Below are 16,334 nucleotides of genomic sequence, written 5' to 3' on the forward strand. Positions count from 1 at the left end.
GTTGGGGGCGGGGGGAGGCTCAGTGACCCCCGCCCCCTCCAGGGGGGCAGATGGGGAGGATTCCTCGCGGCACAGGGCCTCGAGCAGGATCCTGGCCTCGTACGGGGTTAGCTTGCCCTCGGCCACGAGTTGCTGGATGTGTTCGCGGCGGCTCATGGCTTCAAGCCAGCACCCGGCGGCGAGGGGTGGGGGTCTCGAGGGCTTCGGCCCAGGAGCGCAGCACCTGTGCGAGGCGCTGGCGCAGGGATCGGCGAGGGAGCAGGCGGGCCACCTCGGCTTGAGCCCTCAGTTGGTTCAACCGCTCCTGGCTGTGAAGGCGGTACGTTTCAAGCTGGTGAAACCCGAACATGCTCTACCTCCTCATCAAGGAGTGTAAAGCATAGCTTTATAAATTGTCAAGCCCAGTTTTATATTATGTGATTCTTGTTTTACAAAGTCTCAAAATGCCCTTCGGGAACGGGATTGCAAGGGCCTGGGGCATAGGCTCAGGGTACACCCGAACCCCTTCCCACGCTACTGCTGGGGACCAGGATTAAGGTCGGTAGGGCCGCCGACGCTTCCCCGGAAGCCATCGTGCCCCCCTTCCCAGTGCGCTTTGGCCCCGGCCCGATAGAATTGACCTCGTGGAACAGCCCGAAGTCCAGGCGATGCTGCAGGGCATCCGCGAGGCCCGTGCCGCGGGCGAGCCCGTCGCCCTGGCGACCATCGTGGGGGTGACGGGTTCGGCCTATCGCCGTGAGGGCACGAGGATGCTGGTGCGGCAGGACGGCAGCTACACCTGCATGCTCAGCGGGGGTTGCCTCGAGCCCGAGATCGTGGAAGTCGCCCGGCAGGTCATGCAAAGCGGCCAGCCCGTGCGCACGGAGTACAACCTCGACGAGGAGGTGATGTGGGGGCTGGGCATCGGTTGTGGGGGTGCGGTCGAGGTCTACATCGAACCCCTGCGGGATGAGCCCGTCACCAACCGCTGGCTCCAGGCCCTCGAGCAGGGCGAGACGGCGGTGCTGGCCACTCCCCTCGAGCCCGGCCTGGGCCGCTTGTTCCTCAGCGAAGCGGCCTCGGAGGGCGCCCTGAGCGACCCAGGGCTCGAGGCCCAGGTGCGCTCTACGGCCCACCAACTCCTCACCGCCCTGCAACCCCGAGCCCTCACCCACGTCCTGCGGGCCGGCGACGGGCGGGCAGTGCCGGTGTTCTTCGACGTCAACCTGCCCCCAGCCGAGCTGTTGATCTTCGGCGCGGGCCACGACGCGATCCCTCTCTCGCGCATGGCGGTGGAGTTTGGCTTCAAGGTGCAGGTGGTGGACATGCGCGATAAGTTCGCCATCCCCTCGCGCTTCCCCGGAGCCCAGGTGCGCCTTTTGCGCCCCGAGCGCTTCGCTCAAGCGCTCGAGGTCGGTCCCCGTACCTTCGTGCTGGTGATGAACCACAACCTGCTCATCGACCAGAGCGCCCTGACCTTCGTGCTGCAAACCCCAGCTCCCTACATCGGCCTGCTGGGGCCGCGCTCACGCTTCACGAAGATCGTGGACAAGCTGGCTAAGGAAGGCACCCCCCTCACCCCGGAGCAGATTCGGCGGATACGCAGCCCCGTAGGCATCGCCATCGGAGCCGAGTCGCCCGAGGAGGTCGCCCTGAGCATCCTGGCCGAGATCATGGCCCTGCGGCGCGGCTACCCGGCTGGTTTCCTCAACGGCCTCGAGGGGCGAATCCACGAGCCCGCGGGGGCTGCGCGCTGAGATGCGTCAGTGGCGGCTACTCGCCACCGGCTACCCGCTCGAGCGCCCGCCGGTACTCCTCGGGGGTGTCGATGTCGAACAGGGCGGATTCGGGTAGCTCCACCACGATGGCCTGGGCCTTGTGCCGTGCGACGAGGTTTTTGGCCCCTTCGTCCTTGTTGTGGCCGAGATAGGCGAACAGGTCGCTCCGGAAGACGTGGGGCGGGGCCTTGACGCTGCCAAATTGCGCGATCACCAGCGGGGGGCGGTGGGTGCGGTAGGCCTCGAGCACCGCCCTGTACATCCCGGCGGTGAGGAAGGGCTGGTCCCCCAGGACGAACATGGCGGCCTCGAGGTTGGGGGGAAAGGCTTCGACGGCGGCCTGGAAGGAAGTCCCCATGCCCTGCGGGTAGCGCGGGTTCTGCACCAGCCTCACGCCCAGGTCGGCCACCTCGGCCCCGACTTGGGGGCTGTCGCGCCCCACCACCACCCACACCTGCTCCAGCCCCGCGCTCAGAACGGTGCGGGTGACGCGCCGCACCATGCTTTCCCCGCCCAGCCGCAGCAGCATTTTGTTCGTCCCCATGCGGCGGCTGGCCCCGGCGGCCAGGACGACGGCGATGAGGTTGGAGGCGGGGGCTTCCATTGAACTGCTCACAGGATACGGCATGGAGGAGGGGGATGTATGTTTTGTAGTAGAGCGAGGGGGGTCGCCCAAGACCCGCCAGAACGTCTTGCTCGAGGTGAAACCGTGAAACTCCAATATGCCGGCCAGGAAAGCATCCCCCTGCCCCTGAAGCAGGTCTGGGCCTTCATCAGCGATCCCCACAAGATCGCCTCCTGCCTCCCCGACGTCCAGAGCGTCGAGGTGCATGACTCTACCCACATGGACGTGAGCGTGCGGGTGGGGGTCGGCCCGGTGCGGGGGAACTTCAAGTTCAAGATCGAACTCCAGCCAGATCAGGCGGGAAACCGCATGGGCGTGAAGATCACCGGCGGCGGGTTGGGCAGCGTGGTCGACCTTTCCGCCAGCGCCGACCTCAAGGAAGGGGGAGGAAACACCATCCTCGACTGGAAGGGCGAGGCCGTGATGCGCGGTCCGGTGGCGGCGGTGGGCGGGCGGGTGCTCGATGCACAGGCCCAGAAGCTCATCTCCCAGACCTTCGCCAATGTAAAGACGGCAGCGGTGCAGGACTCGAGCCGGTCGGCCTGATCGCGCTTCACCTCGGGGGCTTGTCCCGGTACATCTGGGCGTCGGCCAGCTCCAGCACCTGCTCGAGGCTCATCGCCTCGCTGGCCCGTGCCGCTCCAGCGCTGACGCGCAGGGGCAGCGCCGAGCGCACCCGCTCGACCAACGGGCCTTCCTCCCCCTCGCTCAGGTCGAGGTGCAAGCTCACGAACTCGTCGCCGCCGATGCGGTAGGCCCGGTCCCCGTGCCGCAGCAGGGTTTGCAGGGCCAGGGCGACCTCGCGCAAAACCCGGTCCCCGGCGATGTGACCGTGCTGGTCGTTGATCTGCTTGAGTCCGTCGAGGTCCCAGAAGATCACGGTCAGGGGCTTGCCCAGGCGCTGGGCCTGGGTCCGCAGCCGTGCGAAACCTTCGCTCAGGGCCCGGCGGTTGCCCAGCCCGGTGAGCGGGTCGGTGTAGGCCAGCTCGGAGAGGTTGCGCTGGTTGAGCACGCCGTAGAGCAACACCGCAGTCTGTAGACCGAAGTGGGAGGCGATGGCCACGGCTTCAGGAGGGAAGGCGTCAGGGTGCTCGAGGTTGTCGAGGTTGAGCATGGCCATGACCTCCCCTCCCAGCACCACCGGGACACAGAGGTTGGCCTGAATTTTGCTGATTTTCCCCAACTCGTAACCCGGCCCCTCGCGCAGGGCCTGGACCGACCGGGCGATGATCTGTGCCCCCCGCAACAGCCGAGGTTGACCCTGCTTCCAGGCTTCTTCCCCGGCCCCGTACCACTTCAACTCATCCTGGTAGGAAATGGCAATGCCCATCAACTCCTGGCTGAAGCCTACCTGGGCGGCGAGGCGGAACTGCTCGCCCGAGTAGTACCAGATGCTCCCCGCCTGGGCTCCCGGCACTACGGCCACAGCGGTTTCCAGCACGTGTTGGAGCAGGTCCTCGAAGCGGGCTTCCTGGGTGACCAGGTTGGAGAGCACCTCGAGGGTGGTCTGGTAGGCCAGAGCCTTGCTGTAGAGGTCGCTCACATCCACCCCAAAGCACAGCGTTCCCCCCTGGTAGGGATGGCAGAAGAAGCGATACCAGTGGCGCGGCTTGCCTTCTATCACCAGCGTGCAGTGACCCTGATAGGGCAGGGTGATGGGCGATTCCGCTTCCACGAGCCGCAAGCGGCTCCCCTGCTCCAGTAAAGGCAGGATCGGTTGACCCTCGAGCCCAAGCCGCAATAACGCGCTCGCAGCCGCCCAGTTGTGCCAGCCGATACGGCCCTGAGGGTCCAGCCACACGACGGTTTGAGGTGAGTTCAGAAGCCCCTCGAGGCCGAGCATATGTGCCTAGATTATGCCCGCCCCGAGGTGCGAATGTCGCGAATTTTGCACAACACTCACGAGCAAACCGGGGTCAATACTTTTACTGCACCAATTTCGTCATGGGCCAAGCTCGATGAGCATGCTCACGTTCGGCAACAAGTGGGTCGGGGTGCTCAACAAGAACAGCCCAAAAAACTTTGGAGATGGGGTTCTGCCATCCCCAGAACAGAGGCTGCTCGATCGCCCTGGCGACTGAAAACCCCACCCTCGCCCACGCCAGGGTTCGTCCCAGAGCCGTATGTAAAAACCGGTGGGAAAACTCCAGAAAAGCCGCGCAAGGATGAAAAACAAGTAAGTATCCAGTATTCAGGAGACGTCGAGCCGTGCGATCAGCCGGTTTGCAACAGCTCGCGGGCGTGCTGCATGGCCGCTTCGGAGTAGGAGCCCGAGAGCATGCGGGCCAGCTCGCGCACCCGTTCCTCGCCCTCGAGCCGCTCGATTTCCACGCGGCCTTTGACCTTGACCACCCGGTAGTGCTGCTGGGCCTGGGCGGCGATCTGGGGGAGGTGGGTCACCACCAGCACCTGCCGCTGCTGGGCCAGCCGGGCCAGCCGCTCGGCCACCCGCCAGGCGGCCTCGCCGCCTATGCCGGTGTCTACCTCGTCGAAGACTACGGTAGGGGCCTCACTGCCGGTGAGTAGGGCTAAAGCCAGCATCACCCGCGAGAGCTCACCGCCCGAGGCGGCTTTTTCCAGGGGGGCCAGGTTCAGGCCGGGGTTGGCGCTGAAGAGCAACTGCACCTCCTCCAGCCCCTCCGGCCCTGGCTCAGCCAGGGGGGTCAGGCCCACCTCGAAGCGGGCCTCGGGCATCCCCAAGAAGCGGATCTCCTTGGTGGCCTCGGCGCTGAGTCGCTCGGCGGCCTCACGCCGGGCCCTGGAGAGGACTTCTCCAGCCTCCATGAGCTGGGCGTGGGCCTGGGCTACCTCGCCCGCCAGCCCCGCCAGGCGGTCCTCGGCTCCTTCGAGCTCGGCCAGTTCGCGACGGGACTCCTCGGCGAAGGCCAGGATGCCCTCCACGCCCTCGCCGTACTTGCGCTCCAGCCGCTCGATCAGGGCCAGGCGGCCCTCGACCTCCTCCAGCCGGGCCGGGTCGGCCTCCAGGCCCTCGAGGTAATCCTCCAGCTCGCGGGCGATGGCCCCCAGGCTGTCCAGGGCGGCCTCGAGGTCGTGGCTGAGCTCCTCCAGGCTGCTGTCGTAGCGGCTGGCGCTGCGCAGTTCCCTGAGCGCAGCGCCCACGATGCCCAGCCCGTCGCCCTCGCCGCTGAGCCCGCCGACTGCCGCTCCCACCCGCTCGCGCAGGGTCTCGAGGTGGCGCAGGCGTTCGACCTCGCTTTCCAGGCGCTGTTTTTCCCCTGGCTCCAGCTTCGCTTCTTCGATCTCCTTGAGCTGAAAGCGCAGCACGTCCAGCCGCCGCTCGCGCTCACGAGCCGCTTGGGAGAGCCGCTCCTGCTCGGCCAGAAGGCCGCGCCAGCGGCTGTAGCTTTCGCGGTAGGCCTCGAGGATTTGCGGCTGGATGAGGCTGTCGAGCAGGTTGCGCTGGGCCTTGCGCGAAGCCAGGGTCAGCGCCGCATGCTGGGCGTGGATGGCCAGGTGCTCGGCGGTGGCCTCGGCCAGTTCGCGCATGGAGACCACCTCGCCATCCAGCCTCGGCGTGCTGCGTCCCCCGGAAATCCGACGGGAGAAAACCTTGCCCGCGAACCAGGCGGTCACCAGCAGGCTGTCGGCCCCCGAGCGGATCATTCCCTCGGCCTTCTCGCCCAACAGCAGCGAAAGCGCGTCTACCAGAACACTCTTGCCCGCCCCGGTTTCCCCCGTCAGCACCGTGAGCCCTTCCCCGAAATCGAGGGCCACCGATTCCAGGACGGCCAGATTCTGCACCTCGAGCCTTTCCAGCATCGCTTTTAGTTTAACCGGCGTCGGTGGTCGGTGTCAGACGCCAAACGTAAAACGCCGAAGGCCCCAAACCGCGACCCCGCGGCGTCTTGCGTGGACCGTAAGACCATGCGGTAAGGTGTTGCCATATGCAGCCTTTGGTTTCCGCTGGATGGCTTTTGGAGCACCTAAACGACCCCGACCTGCGCATCGCCGACGTGCGCTTCTCCCTGGCTGACCCGCTGGCCGGGCGCATGGCCTACCTCGAGGCCCACATCCCCGGCGCGCTCTACCTCGACCTCGAGACCGACCTCTCCGGCCCGGTGCGCGAGGACCGCAAGGGAGGCCGCCACCCTCTGCCCGATCCGCAGGTCCTGGCCGCCACTTTGTCCGAAGCGGGCATCGGCGACGAGCACTTGGTGGTGGCTTACGACGAGAACGGCATGTTCGCCCCGCGCCTGTGGTGGCTGCTGCGCTGGCTGGGCCACGAGCGGGTGGCCGTGCTGGATGGGGGGATCAAAGCTTTCGTGGAAGTGGGTGGAACCCTCACCGCTGAGCGTCCCCGACATCCCAGGGCCACCCTCACGCCCCGACCCCGCATGGATTGGGTCAAGTCGGCGGAGGAGGTGGCCGCCAGGGGGCCAGGCACGGTGCTCATCGACTCCCGCGCTCCGGAGCGCTACCGGGGCGAGCTCGAGCCCATCGACCCGGTGGCCGGACACATCCCCGGCGCGATCAACCGCAACTGGGCCGACAACCTCGGACCCGACGGAAAGTTCATCTCCCCACAGGCCATCCGCGAGCGCTTTGCCGAGGCTTTGGACAGGGAACTCATCCTCTACTGCGGCTCGGGGGTGAGTGCCGCTGCCAACCTGCTGGCCCTGGAGGTCGCCGGGATCAAAGGAGCCAAGCTCTACGCGGGCTCCTGGAGCGACTGGGTCAGCGACCCCTCGAGGCCCGTGGCCACGGGGGAGGAAGCCTAGGTCTCCTGCGCGTAGTACTCCCACTTGATCCCGTCGGGGTCGCGGAAGGCGATGTAGGGGAAGCGCATCCCCGCGAACTCGTCGGTCTTGGGCCCGATGACCTCGACCCCGGCCTCCCGCAGGGCCGCCGCCGTCCGGTTCAGCTCTTCCACGCTGGGACAGGCGATAGCCACGTGGTCCAGGCCCACCCGGAAGGGGTCGAAGCGGTCGCCCGGAGGGGTCTTGGCATCGGGGCCGCGCACCCCGACGATGGAACCCCCGACCGTGAACAGGAAGAGCGCGCCGGGGATGTCCAGAATGACGTTGGAGAACCCCAGGACCTGGGTGTAGAAACGCTTGGCTCGCTCGAGGTCGGTCACCCGCAGCGCCACGTGATGCAATCCGGAAGTATTTAGCTGAATACCCATGCCCACCTCCATGCGCAAACCAAATGGCCGGCGGCGAAATCACTCTTTTGGTTTGCACCTTCTAGCTTAGCCAAAAAGAGTGGGAGGAAGCGAGAAAATCTCCGGGCTAAGCCTTGCGCCCATAGAGCCGCCTAACGCTTCCACCCAGGATCATCTCATCCAGCAGGCGGTCTGACAGAAATCGGGCGAAAAGCATCCCAATCTTCGCCTCGCGCCCCACCACGTAGCGGGTTCGGGGGCGTGGGGCGGTGAGGGCATGCTCGACCGCTCTGGCGACCTCGATGGGCGGCAGGCCCTTGCCATCGACGCTCTCGACGTAGCGGATCTGGCCCTCGATGGCCCTGCCGTAGAGCGCCTTGGCCTCGGGGGGTAGCTTCTCCAGCAGCTGCCGGCCCCGGCTCACCCCCTTGCCCCAGATGGGGGTTTGGATGTTGCCGGGCTCGATCACGCTGACCCCGATCCCCCAACCCCTCAGCTCCCGCCGCAGGCTGTCGGAGATGGCCTCGAGGGCGAACTTGGAGGCGGAGTAGGGGCCGAACAGAGGGGCCGCGATCCGACCCGAGATCGAGCTCATGTTGACGATTCGTCCCCGCCCCTCCCGCAGCAAGCTCAGGAAGGCCTGGATGACCGCGACCTGCCCGATCACGTTGACCTCGAACTGCCGCCGCAGTTCCTCGAGGGGGAGGAACTCCAGCGGCCCGGCTACCGCGATGCCCGCGTTATTCACCAGCCCGTCGAGCCTGGGGGCCTGTCCCCGGATGGTCTGGGCGGCCCTGGCGATGCTTTCACTATCGGTTACGTCGAGCAGCACGGGATGCAGGAGGCCCTTAGCCTGCCGAGCGAGGCGTTCGCCGTCTTCGAGCCTGCGCACCCCGGCCCAGACCATGTGACCCTTTTCGGCCAGATAAAGCGCGCAGCTTTCGCCGATGCCCGTCGAAGCCCCGGTGATCAAAAATTGCTTCACAAAGCCTCCAGGATGACCACGGCGGTGGCGTGCTCGTGCTCGTGGGCCAACGAGAGGTGGGCCCTCCAGCCCTCCAGCTCCATTCGCCGGGCGATGCGGGGCGCGAAGTTCAGGGCAGGACGCGACCCCCTCATCTCTACCCAAACCTCGCGCCAGCCGTGGTTCTCGGGCCAGCACTTCTGGAAGGCTTCCTTTGCCGCGAAGCGGGCGGCCAGCGAGAGCATGGGGTCGGCCTTGGCCATGCAGTACTCGATCTCCTCGGGGGTGAAGTGCCGCTCGAGAAAGCGCCGGGGATGGCGCTCGTAGACCCCGCGCAGCCTCGAGACGGAGGTGATGTCGGTTCCGATGGCGACGATGGGCATGGAGTCATATTGACATTCCCACGGCTAAAGCGCGTGGGATTCTTGGTTCGACGGTTCGGCTCATGCCGACACCTCCCCAAGCTCACCGGGCGTGTCCCGCCCTGTGTTGGGTTTGCGGTACGCAAACCGTTTGATGTTGTTGGCTGCAAGCTCGTCCCGGTCGTGGCGTCTGCCGCAGTCGAGGCAGTCCCACTCCCTATCCGAGAGGGTTAGCGCGTGGTGGTAGTAGCCGCAGTAGCACAAACGGGAAGAAGGCTCGAACCTGCCAATGATGCGAACGTGCTTCCCGTTCCACTCGGTTTTGTATTCGAGCATTCTTCTGAACTCTCCCCACCCGCTTTGACCAATGTGTCGAGCCAGTTTGCCGTTCGCCAGCATGCCCTGGATGTTGAGGTCTTCCAGGCAAATGGAATCGAACTCCCTGACCAGGCGGGTACTGAGTTTGTGCAGGAAGTCGGCTCGGCTGTTCGCCACTCTCTCGTGGAGTAGGGCGACTTTCAGCTTGGCCTTGCGGTAGTTGTTGCTTCCCTTTTGCTTGCGGCTCAACCTGCGTTGCAACACCCTCAAGCGCCCCAAGTGCTTCTCCAGGTGCTTGGGGTGCTCTACCTTCTCTCCCGTGCTCAGCACCGCGAAGTGCTTGAGCCCGAGGTCTACCCCCACGGCGTTCTCCTCCACGTCCGGCTTGATGGAGGGTTGGTTCTCCTCCTCCACCAGAACCGAGGCGTAGAACTTGCCCGTTGGGGTCTTGCTCACCGTCAGCGTTTTGACCTTGCCCTCGAAGGTGCGGCTGTAGACCGCCTTGACCGCGCCCAGCTTGGGCAACACCAACACGCCCTGCTCGAACTCCACCTTGAACCCCTGGGGGAAGGTGGCGCTCTGTCTGTCCCGCTTGCTCTTGAAGCCGGGGTAGCCCTTCTTCTTCCGGAAGAAGCGGGTGAAGCCTTTGTCCAGGCGTATCAGGGCTTGCTGCAAGGGCTGCGAGGCTACCTCGGACAGCCACGGCAGTTCCTTCTTCAAGGGCCGAGCCGCTTGTCCAACTCGAACCGCGACAGCCCTTTCTTGCTCTCCTGATACGCCCTGGACTTCTGCTCCAAGGCCCAGTTGTACACGTAGCGGCAGCACCCGAACTGCTTGGCCAGGAACTCGGCCTGAGCAGGAGTCGGGTACAGTCGATATTTGTAGGCTCTGAGCCTCACGTTTATAGAATAACCACATTTTTATAAACCCTATGCCGCTTGCACCGACGCTGCGAATATCACAACGCTCCTACGGAGCGTGTTCGCATTCATCCCCCGCCCCGCCTTGGCGGGGCGGGAAGGGGTGGGCTTTCTGCGAACGTTTTTGTAAGGTGTTCCCTGTGGATTTGCCCAAGGCCTTTCTGGTCCGCATGAGCGATCTTCTCGGCGATGAATTCACCGAGTTTCACCGCGCCCTCGCTGCCGAGGACCGCAGCTATGGCCTCAGGGTCAACACCCTCAAGCTCACGCCCGAGCAGTTCCGCTCCATCAGTCCCTGGCCCCTCGAGCCCATCCCCTGGGTTGCCGAGGGCTTTTACTATCTCCCCGAGGCCCGTCCAGGGCCGCATCCTTTTTTCTACGCCGGGCTTTACTACATCCAAGAGCCCTCTGCCCAGGCGGTGGGCGCGCTGGCCGATCCGCAGCCGGGGGAGCGGGTGCTCGACCTGGCGGCCTCGCCCGGTGGCAAGACCACCCACCTGGCCTCGAGGATGCGGGGCCGGGGTCTGCTGGTGGCCAACGAGGTGGACGGGGGGCGCATGGGCGGGCTGCTGGAGAACGTCGAGCGCTGGGGGGCGCGGCTGGCGGTGGTCAGCGCTCCGCTCGAGCGCCTGGCCGAGCAGTGGGGGGCCTATTTCGACCGGGTGGTGCTGGATGCGCCCTGCTCGGGCGAGGGGATGTTCCGCAAAGATCCCGACGTAGTGCGCCACTGGGGGCCGGGAGCTCCGGCGAGGGCGGCCCGGGTGCAGCGCCAGCTCATCGAGCATGCGGGAGCCCTGGTGCGGCCTGGCGGGGTGCTGGTCTACTCCACCTGCACCTTCGCCCCCGAGGAAAACGAGCAGGTCATCGCCCACTTCCTCGCCCGCAACCCAGGGTTCGAACTCGAGGACGCCCGGCTCCACCCCAGCTTCACCCCCGCTGTTCCAGCCTGGGGCGATGGCAACCCCGCCCTGGCCAAAGCCGCGCGCCTATGGCCCCATCGCCTGCGGGGTGAGGGCCACTTCCTGGCCAGGTTGCGCAAGGTAGGGGGCTACGAGGGAACGCCCCCGAGAGAAAAGGTTCCCCCGCTCTCCACGGAGGCCCGCCAAGCCTGGCAGAGTTTTGCCGCCGAGCACCTAGCGACCGGGCTCGAGGGCGAAATCTGGGAGCGCGCCGGGCACCTCTACCTCCTGAGCGAGGGCCTGCCCAGCCTGGCCGGGATCAGGGCTCCGGCTCCAGGGCTCTACCTGGGTAAGGTGCAATCGGGCCGGATGCTCCCCGGCAAAGCCCTCGCCCATTACCTGAGGCCCGCCCAGATCGCTCGAGTGGTAGAGTTTTCCCCCACCGACCCCAGAGCCCTACGCTTCGCGCAGAGCAACCCCGTCGAAGTCGAAGCCGAGGATGGCTGGGCCGCCGTGGCCGTGGCGACTGCGGTGGGAAGCTTCAACCTGGGCTGGGCCAGGATCAAGGGCGGGATTGCCCGGATGGGGCGGGCGACGTTGTGAGATGAGGTCGTGTGCCAAACGCCAAAGGCCAAAGGCTGATAGCCACGGGCCACCGGCCCTCGATATGGGCTATATGGCCACCGCGACCCGCTCGAGGAACTCCCCGTAAACCCCTCGCAGCACTTCCTCGGCCACCGGCTGCACCACCAGGTGGCCGGGCTCGAGGGGGATGACCCAGTGCAGGCTGCTGCCTAGTTTTTTCTTGTCACGGGCCATGTAGGGCCAGACGGCCTCCCAGCTCAGGGGAGGCAGGGGAGGGGGCTGGAGCCAGCGCAGCAGCCCCTCGACCGAGGCCGTCAGATCGCTGCCGCCGTGGGCCTTGCCCAGCAGGGCGGCGTAGAGCAGGCCATAGGCGACGGCGGCCCCGTGAGAGAGGCTGTGGTGGGTGGCGGCCTCGAGGGCGTGCCCCAGGGTATGGCCCAGGTTGAGCTTCTTGCGCTCGCCCTTTTCGTAAGGATCGGCCTCGACGACGCGGACCTTCACCAAAACGGCCCGCTCGAGGTACTCCTCCAGTCCCGGCCAGCCCGGATGCAAGGGTTCCAGCCGCATCAGCGCTTCGTCCGCGGCGATGATCCCGTGCTTGAAGGCCTCTACCAGGCCCTCGCGGAAGAGGAAGGGGGGCAGGGTGGCGAGGCTTTTGAGGTCGAGGTACACGGCTTTGGGCGGGTAAAAGCTGCCTACTAGGTTCTTGCCCTCGGGCAGGTTGATCCCGGTCTTGCCGCCCACGCTGGCGTCCACCATGGCTAAGGTGGTGGTGGGGAAGCTCACGCAGCCGATGCCGCGCAGGTAGCTCGAGGCCACGAAGCCCCCCAGGTCGGTGAGGGTGCCGCCCCCGACCACGTACAGCGTGCTGTCACGGGGGAGCCCCTGCCGCGCCAGCCAGGAGAGCACCCGGCCGTAGCACTCCAGGGTCTTGGCCTCTTCGCCCCCTTCAATCCCCATGCGGGGAGAGACCTGCAAGGCTTCGGCCAGCTTGAGGGCATAGCCTTCCACCGCCCGGTCGTACAGCAGGGCTTTTGGCCCTGAGGGAGCGTCGGCTGCGGCCTGGGCGATCAGACCCCAGCCGAGGTAGAGGGGGTAGGGAGGAGGTTGATCAACGGTCAGCTTCCGCATATTCCCACAACTTCTCGATGAGTTCCTCCACCACGTCGTGGACCTCGCGCCCGTCGGTGGAGGCGTGGATGGTGGCCTGGCGGTAGATATCTCGCCGCTGCTCCATAAGCTGCTTGATGCGGGTCAGGGGGTCGGTGTCGGCGAGCAGGGGGCGCTGTCCGGGGCGGCGGCTCACGCGCTCGAGGATGGTCTCGGGGCTAGCCCACAGGGCGATCACCGGGCCACGGGCCAGCAGCCGCTCGCGGTTTTCGGGCCGGGTGAAGGTGCCCCCGCCCAGGGAGAGCACCAGGTAGTCCTTCTGCACCAGCTCGGCCACCGCCTCGCTCTCCAAGCGCCGGAAGGTTTCCTCGCCCAGGTGGGTGAAGATGTCGGGGATCGATAGCCCGGTTTCGCGCTCGATATAGCCATCCAGGTCGATGAAGTGCAGCATCAGTGCTCGAGCCAGCTCGCGCCCGATGCGGCTCTTGCCCACCCCCATGAAGCCGGTCAGGGCCACCCAGGTGGCAGGCCGCTCGATCTTTAGGACGTGGGACTGGCTCATCCCGCACCCATCAGTAACTTCGCACCCGTTCTTTGTAGCGCTCGACCCGCTCAATGAGTTCGTCCAGGGTGTCCCCCCCGAACTTCTCCAGGTAGGCCTGGGCCAGCACGATGCCCACCACCGCCTCGAGGATCACGCTGGCCGCGGGCACGGCGGTGGTGTCGCTGCGCTCGCGGGCGGCGTCGGCGGGCTGGTGGGTGAGTACGTCCACGGTGGGCAGAGGTCTCATCAGGGTGGCGATGGGTTTCAAGGCCGCCCGCACCACCAACTCCTCGCCGTTGGTCATGCCGCCCTCGAGGCCCCCCGCCCGGTTGGTCTTGCGGTAATAGCCCCGCCCCTGTTCCCAGTAGATCGGGTCGTGCACCTCGGAGCCGGGCTTCATGGCGTTGTCGAAGCCACTCCCGATCTCCACCCCCTTGATAGCCGGGATGCTCATGGCCATGTGGGCGATGCGCCCATCCAGCTTGCGCTCCCAGTGCATCTGCGAACCCAAGCCCGGCACCAACCCCCTGAAGCGGGCCTCGATGATCCCCCCCAGGGTGTTCCCGGTAGCCTTGGCCTCGTCTACCCGGCGGATCACCTCGGCTTCGCTGGCGGGGTCGGTCATGCGCACTTGGCTCTCCTCGATACGCTCTTTGAGGCTCCAGTCGAAGGGGGTCGCACTCCACACCCCGGCCATCCCGCTCACGTAGCCCACGCTTTCCACGCCGAAAAACGACAGCAGTTTGTGGGCGATGGCCCCCACCGCCACGCGGGTGGCCGTCTCACGGGCCGAGGCCCGCTCGAGCACGTCCCGCAGGTCCTTGTGTCCGTACTTGATGCCCCCCGGTAGGTCGGCGTGGCCGGGCCGGGCCGCCGTGAGGGCCTTCTTGCGCGGCTCGTTGCCCGCAGCCGGGTCCATGATCTCGCTCCAGTTGCGCCAATCGGCGTTCTTCACCACCAGCGTCACCGGGGCTCCGGTGGTGCGCCCCATCCTCACTCCGCTCAGAAGCTCGACCGTATCCGTCTCGATCACCATCCGCCGCCCACGCCCGTAGCCCCCCTGTCGCTTCTTCAGCCAGGGGTTGATGTCCTCCACGGCCAGGGGCAGTTGCGAGGGCAGGCCCTCGACGATCGCCGTGAGCTGAGGCCCGTGGGATTCGCCCGCAGTCAGAAAACGCATGCCAAGAGCTTAACACACCAAAAAGCGAGCGAGGACAGACCGGCAGCCTGTCCTCGCTCATCGCGTTTCCCACAAACAGCCGCTGGGATCGGCGGCTGTTTTACCCCACACGACCTAGTTGGCTGTGTGGGGTATTCGTGGGAACCGCTCTCAGTGCGCCGATTAACGGGCGTCGCTGACGATGTTGGCGGTGATGATGATTAGAAGCTCCTCGTTGCGAACGCTATTGGAGTTCTTCTTGAAGAGCAGGCCGATCAAGGGAATATCGCCCAGGATAGGCACCTTGCTTTCCTGGTTGACGGTGGTCTGCTGGACCACGCCCCCAATCACCACGGTCTGCCCGTCCTTGATGCGCAGCTTGGTGCGGTCGGAACGCTGCACCACCTCGATGCTGTTGGCGATAGGGCCCTGGCGGGGCTGCTCCCCGGTCTGGGTGAAGACGTCCAGGGTCACCTGGCCGTCCGCGGTGATCTGCGGGACGACGCGCACGAGCAGGCCCACGTCGAACTCGCGGGTCGGCTCGCCCTGCACCTGGGGGGTGACGATGAGCCTCGAGCCCGACTTAACCTCGAAGTTGGGGTAGTTGTCCTCGACGATCTGGGTCACGTCGCTCAGGCGGCGGGCCAGGCTCTGCTGCTCGAGGATATCCAGCACCGCGCGGATGTTGAGCGAGGCCAGGCTCTTGGAGGCGTCGAAGATCAGGTTCAGCGCCCCGTCGATGATGCTGCCGACCAGGTTGCCGCCACTGAGACTCTCCCACTTGATGCCGAAGCTGCTGACCACCGAGCTGTCCACCGACTGGATACGCACCTTGAGCTGCACCTGCTTGACCGGGACGTCCAGCTCACGGATGAGAGCTTCCACGCGGGTCATCTGCTCGGGGGTGGCGGTGACGATGAGGGTGTTGGTGCGCACGTCGGCGGTGAAGAAAGCCGTGCCCTTGGCCTGGGGCTGAGCCTGTCCGGCCTGGCCCTGACCCTGGGCTTGCTGCCCGTTGGCCCCGCCCTCGAGTGCCGAGCTGAGCACTTCCGCCATAGCCTCGGCGCGGGCGTGAGCCAGCTTGAAGTTGCGGGTCACGGTGTCTACCTGGGCCTGGGGGCGGTCGATCTGGGCCAGCAACGCCGCGACTTCGGAGTGTTGCTTTTCGGTGGCGGTGACCAGCAGCGTGGGCTGGCCGGGTGCGATGGTGATGCGGATGCCAGGGATTTCAGCTTCCAGGAAGGTTTTGAGCGCGGTGGGGTTCCCACTTACGGCATAGCTGCGGCGCACGGTGGGCTCGGTGGTGGGGGTGGGCTGCTGGGCCACCTTGGGCGCGTAGCGGGAGACCACCTCGGGAGAGGCCACCACCATGACGTTGTTTTCCAGCAGGACGTAGTCGAGCTTGCCGTCGCCGTAGGTGTTGATCAGCAGGTCCCAGACCTGGCGGAAAGGCTTCTTCTCCAGCGACACCTTGACCAGGGTGTTGGGGATGTCCCGCAGGAGGGGGGTCAGGCCGACGCTGGTAGCGGTGCTGCGCAGGGCATCCTCCAGCGGGATGCCGTTGGGGGCGATCAGGTCCACCGGCTGGTCGAAGCGGGCATCTCGAGGGAGGGTGCCCGCCAGGGCCAGGCTCAACAGCAAAACGATAAGGAACAGGATTCGTTGCATAAGGTATCACCGCCTCTAGGGACTCACCAGTTCGAGCGTAAGGCTTTCCGATCCCAGCACCAAGAGGGCTTCGCGGGCTGTTAAGGTTTTAAGAAGGACCTCGCTCTCGGGGAAATTGCGCCCTACCGGCAGTACGAAGAAGCCGTTCTTGCCCTGGAAGATTCCCACGCTGGTTGGTCCCAGCACTACCCCGACTAGGCGCAGGTTTTGCTCCTGCACGAAGCGGGTCAGGGTTGGGGTGGTCGGGGTCGGTGTCTTGACGACGGGAGTGGTGGGGGTGGTGGGAGTGGCCTTGGGC

Annotated in this window: 17 protein-coding genes and 1 pseudogene; 4 read left to right on the forward strand and 14 right to left on the reverse strand. The window is 66.0% G+C overall.

The window, feature by feature from the left end; all coding sequences use genetic code 11:
• Nucleotides 1-160: 160 nt before the first annotated feature.
• Entirely contained in the window at nt 161-349 is a 189-nt protein-coding gene (locus Mrose_RS15385; RefSeq protein WP_119279751.1) for a hypothetical protein, read from the reverse strand.
• Between the two features lie 274 nt (nt 350-623).
• Between Mrose_RS15385 and Mrose_RS15390 the strand changes: the two genes are divergently transcribed.
• Nucleotides 624-1,736, forward strand: coding sequence for an XdhC family protein (locus Mrose_RS15390; RefSeq protein ID WP_119279753.1), 1,113 nt, complete (start codon nt 624-626; stop codon nt 1,734-1,736).
• A 16-nt stretch (nt 1,737-1,752) separates the two neighbouring features.
• Here the strand turns inward: Mrose_RS15390 and Mrose_RS15395 are convergent, their stop codons facing one another.
• Nucleotides 1,753-2,361: a nucleotidyltransferase family protein gene (locus Mrose_RS15395; protein WP_119279755.1), complete on the reverse strand. Its 609-nt coding sequence runs from the start codon at nt 2,359-2,361 to the stop codon at nt 1,753-1,755.
• Between the two features lie 105 nt (nt 2,362-2,466).
• Between Mrose_RS15395 and Mrose_RS15400 the strand changes: the two genes are divergently transcribed.
• Nucleotides 2,467-2,928: an SRPBCC family protein gene (locus tag Mrose_RS15400; RefSeq protein WP_119279757.1), complete on the forward strand. Its 462-nt coding sequence runs from the start codon at nt 2,467-2,469 to the stop codon at nt 2,926-2,928.
• A gap of 7 nt (nt 2,929-2,935) precedes the next feature.
• Here the strand turns inward: Mrose_RS15400 and Mrose_RS15405 are convergent, their stop codons facing one another.
• Nucleotides 2,936-4,225: a sensor domain-containing diguanylate cyclase gene (locus Mrose_RS15405; RefSeq protein WP_119279759.1), complete on the reverse strand. Its 1,290-nt coding sequence runs from the start codon at nt 4,223-4,225 to the stop codon at nt 2,936-2,938.
• A 371-nt stretch (nt 4,226-4,596) separates the two neighbouring features.
• On the reverse strand, nt 4,597-6,162 hold the full coding sequence (locus tag Mrose_RS15410; RefSeq protein ID WP_119279761.1) for a DNA repair protein RecN: 1,566 nt from the start codon (nt 6,160-6,162) through the stop codon (nt 4,597-4,599).
• 125 nt (nt 6,163-6,287) lie between these two features.
• Here Mrose_RS15410 and Mrose_RS15415 point away from each other — a divergent pair, with 125 nt between their 5' ends.
• Nucleotides 6,288-7,121: a sulfurtransferase gene (locus Mrose_RS15415; RefSeq protein WP_119279763.1), complete on the forward strand. Its 834-nt coding sequence runs from the start codon at nt 6,288-6,290 to the stop codon at nt 7,119-7,121.
• Here Mrose_RS15415 and Mrose_RS15420 read toward each other — a convergent pair.
• From Mrose_RS15420 to Mrose_RS19210, 5 genes are all read right to left on the reverse strand, one after another.
• Complete coding sequence (locus tag Mrose_RS15420; protein ID WP_119279778.1) at nt 7,118-7,528, reverse strand: VOC family protein; 411 nt, start codon at nt 7,526-7,528, stop codon at nt 7,118-7,120. The two genes, Mrose_RS15415 and Mrose_RS15420, sit on opposite strands and share 4 nt — an antisense overlap.
• Before the next feature lie 106 nt (nt 7,529-7,634).
• Nucleotides 7,635-8,492 carry an SDR family oxidoreductase gene (locus Mrose_RS15425; RefSeq protein ID WP_119279765.1) on the reverse strand — a complete coding sequence of 286 codons (858 nt, stop codon included), beginning with the start codon at nt 8,490-8,492 and terminating at the stop codon, nt 7,635-7,637.
• Nucleotides 8,489-8,854, reverse strand: a complete 366-nt coding sequence (locus Mrose_RS15430) for a 4'-phosphopantetheinyl transferase superfamily protein (RefSeq protein ID WP_119279767.1) — start codon at nt 8,852-8,854, stop codon at nt 8,489-8,491. Before Mrose_RS15430 ends, Mrose_RS15425 begins: the two co-directional genes overlap by 4 nt.
• A gap of 60 nt (nt 8,855-8,914) precedes the next feature.
• Complete coding sequence (locus Mrose_RS15435; protein ID WP_220452348.1) at nt 8,915-9,826, reverse strand: RNA-guided endonuclease TnpB family protein; 912 nt, start codon at nt 9,824-9,826, stop codon at nt 8,915-8,917.
• A 41-nt stretch (nt 9,827-9,867) separates the two neighbouring features.
• On the reverse strand, nt 9,868-10,050 hold the full coding sequence (locus tag Mrose_RS19210) for a helix-turn-helix domain-containing protein (protein ID WP_220452349.1): 183 nt from the start codon (nt 10,048-10,050) through the stop codon (nt 9,868-9,870).
• Nucleotides 10,051-10,211: 161 nt separating this feature from the next.
• Here Mrose_RS19210 and rsmF point away from each other — a divergent pair, with 161 nt between their 5' ends.
• Nucleotides 10,212-11,573: a 16S rRNA (cytosine(1407)-C(5))-methyltransferase RsmF gene (gene rsmF / locus Mrose_RS15440; RefSeq protein ID WP_119279769.1), complete on the forward strand. Its 1,362-nt coding sequence runs from the start codon at nt 10,212-10,214 to the stop codon at nt 11,571-11,573.
• A gap of 69 nt (nt 11,574-11,642) precedes the next feature.
• Here rsmF and Mrose_RS15445 read toward each other — a convergent pair whose 3' ends face one another.
• The 5 genes and pseudogenes from Mrose_RS15445 to Mrose_RS18980 all read right to left on the reverse strand — a co-directional run.
• A complete protein-coding gene (locus Mrose_RS15445; RefSeq protein WP_119279771.1) occupies nt 11,643-12,686 on the reverse strand; it encodes a 3-dehydroquinate synthase in 1,044 nt (347 codons plus the stop codon).
• A complete protein-coding gene (locus tag Mrose_RS15450; protein ID WP_119279773.1) occupies nt 12,667-13,227 on the reverse strand; it encodes a shikimate kinase in 561 nt (186 codons plus the stop codon). The genes Mrose_RS15445 and Mrose_RS15450 overlap by 20 nt, the downstream gene beginning before the upstream one ends.
• 10 nt (nt 13,228-13,237) lie before the next feature.
• The gene (gene aroC / locus Mrose_RS15455; protein ID WP_119279774.1) at nt 13,238-14,389 is read right to left on the reverse strand and encodes a chorismate synthase; all 1,152 of its coding nucleotides are present in this window, start codon (nt 14,387-14,389) and stop codon (nt 13,238-13,240) included.
• A gap of 162 nt (nt 14,390-14,551) precedes the next feature.
• Nucleotides 14,552-16,036 carry a type II secretion system protein GspD gene (locus Mrose_RS15460; protein ID WP_119279776.1) on the reverse strand — a complete coding sequence of 495 codons (1,485 nt, stop codon included), beginning with the start codon at nt 16,034-16,036 and terminating at the stop codon, nt 14,552-14,554.
• Between the two features lie 15 nt (nt 16,037-16,051).
• Nucleotides 16,052-16,334: pseudogene (locus tag Mrose_RS18980) on the reverse strand (competence protein); the annotation flags it as partial.

The organism is Calidithermus roseus, from assembly GCF_003574095.1.
Taxonomy (GTDB): Bacteria; Deinococcota; Deinococci; order Deinococcales; family Thermaceae; genus Calidithermus; species Calidithermus roseus.

Bases quoted from the DNA above. Each gene is read 5' to 3' on its own strand.
- Mrose_RS15385 (WP_119279751.1), bottom strand. From the start codon at position 349: ATGTTCGGGTTTCACCAGCTTGAAACGTACCGCCTTCACAGCCAGGAG.
- Mrose_RS15460 (WP_119279776.1), bottom strand. From the start codon at position 16,036: ATGCAACGAATCCTGTTCCTTATCGTTTTGCTGTTGAGCCTGGCCCTG.
- aroC (WP_119279774.1), bottom strand. From the start codon at position 14,389: ATGCGTTTTCTGACTGCGGGCGAATCCCACGGGCCTCAGCTCACGGCG.
- Mrose_RS15430 (WP_119279767.1), bottom strand. From the start codon at position 8,854: ATGCCCATCGTCGCCATCGGAACCGACATCACCTCCGTCTCGAGGCTG.
- Mrose_RS15405 (WP_119279759.1), bottom strand. From the start codon at position 4,225: ATGCTCGGCCTCGAGGGGCTTCTGAACTCACCTCAAACCGTCGTGTGG.
- Mrose_RS15410 (WP_119279761.1), bottom strand. From the start codon at position 6,162: ATGCTGGAAAGGCTCGAGGTGCAGAATCTGGCCGTCCTGGAATCGGTG.
- Mrose_RS15420 (WP_119279778.1), bottom strand. From the start codon at position 7,528: ATGGGTATTCAGCTAAATACTTCCGGATTGCATCACGTGGCGCTGCGG.
- Mrose_RS15445 (WP_119279771.1), bottom strand. From the start codon at position 12,686: ATGCGGAAGCTGACCGTTGATCAACCTCCTCCCTACCCCCTCTACCTC.
- Mrose_RS15450 (WP_119279773.1), bottom strand. From the start codon at position 13,227: ATGAGCCAGTCCCACGTCCTAAAGATCGAGCGGCCTGCCACCTGGGTG.
- Mrose_RS15415 (WP_119279763.1), top strand. From the start codon at position 6,288: ATGCAGCCTTTGGTTTCCGCTGGATGGCTTTTGGAGCACCTAAACGAC.
- Mrose_RS15395 (WP_119279755.1), bottom strand. From the start codon at position 2,361: ATGGAAGCCCCCGCCTCCAACCTCATCGCCGTCGTCCTGGCCGCCGGG.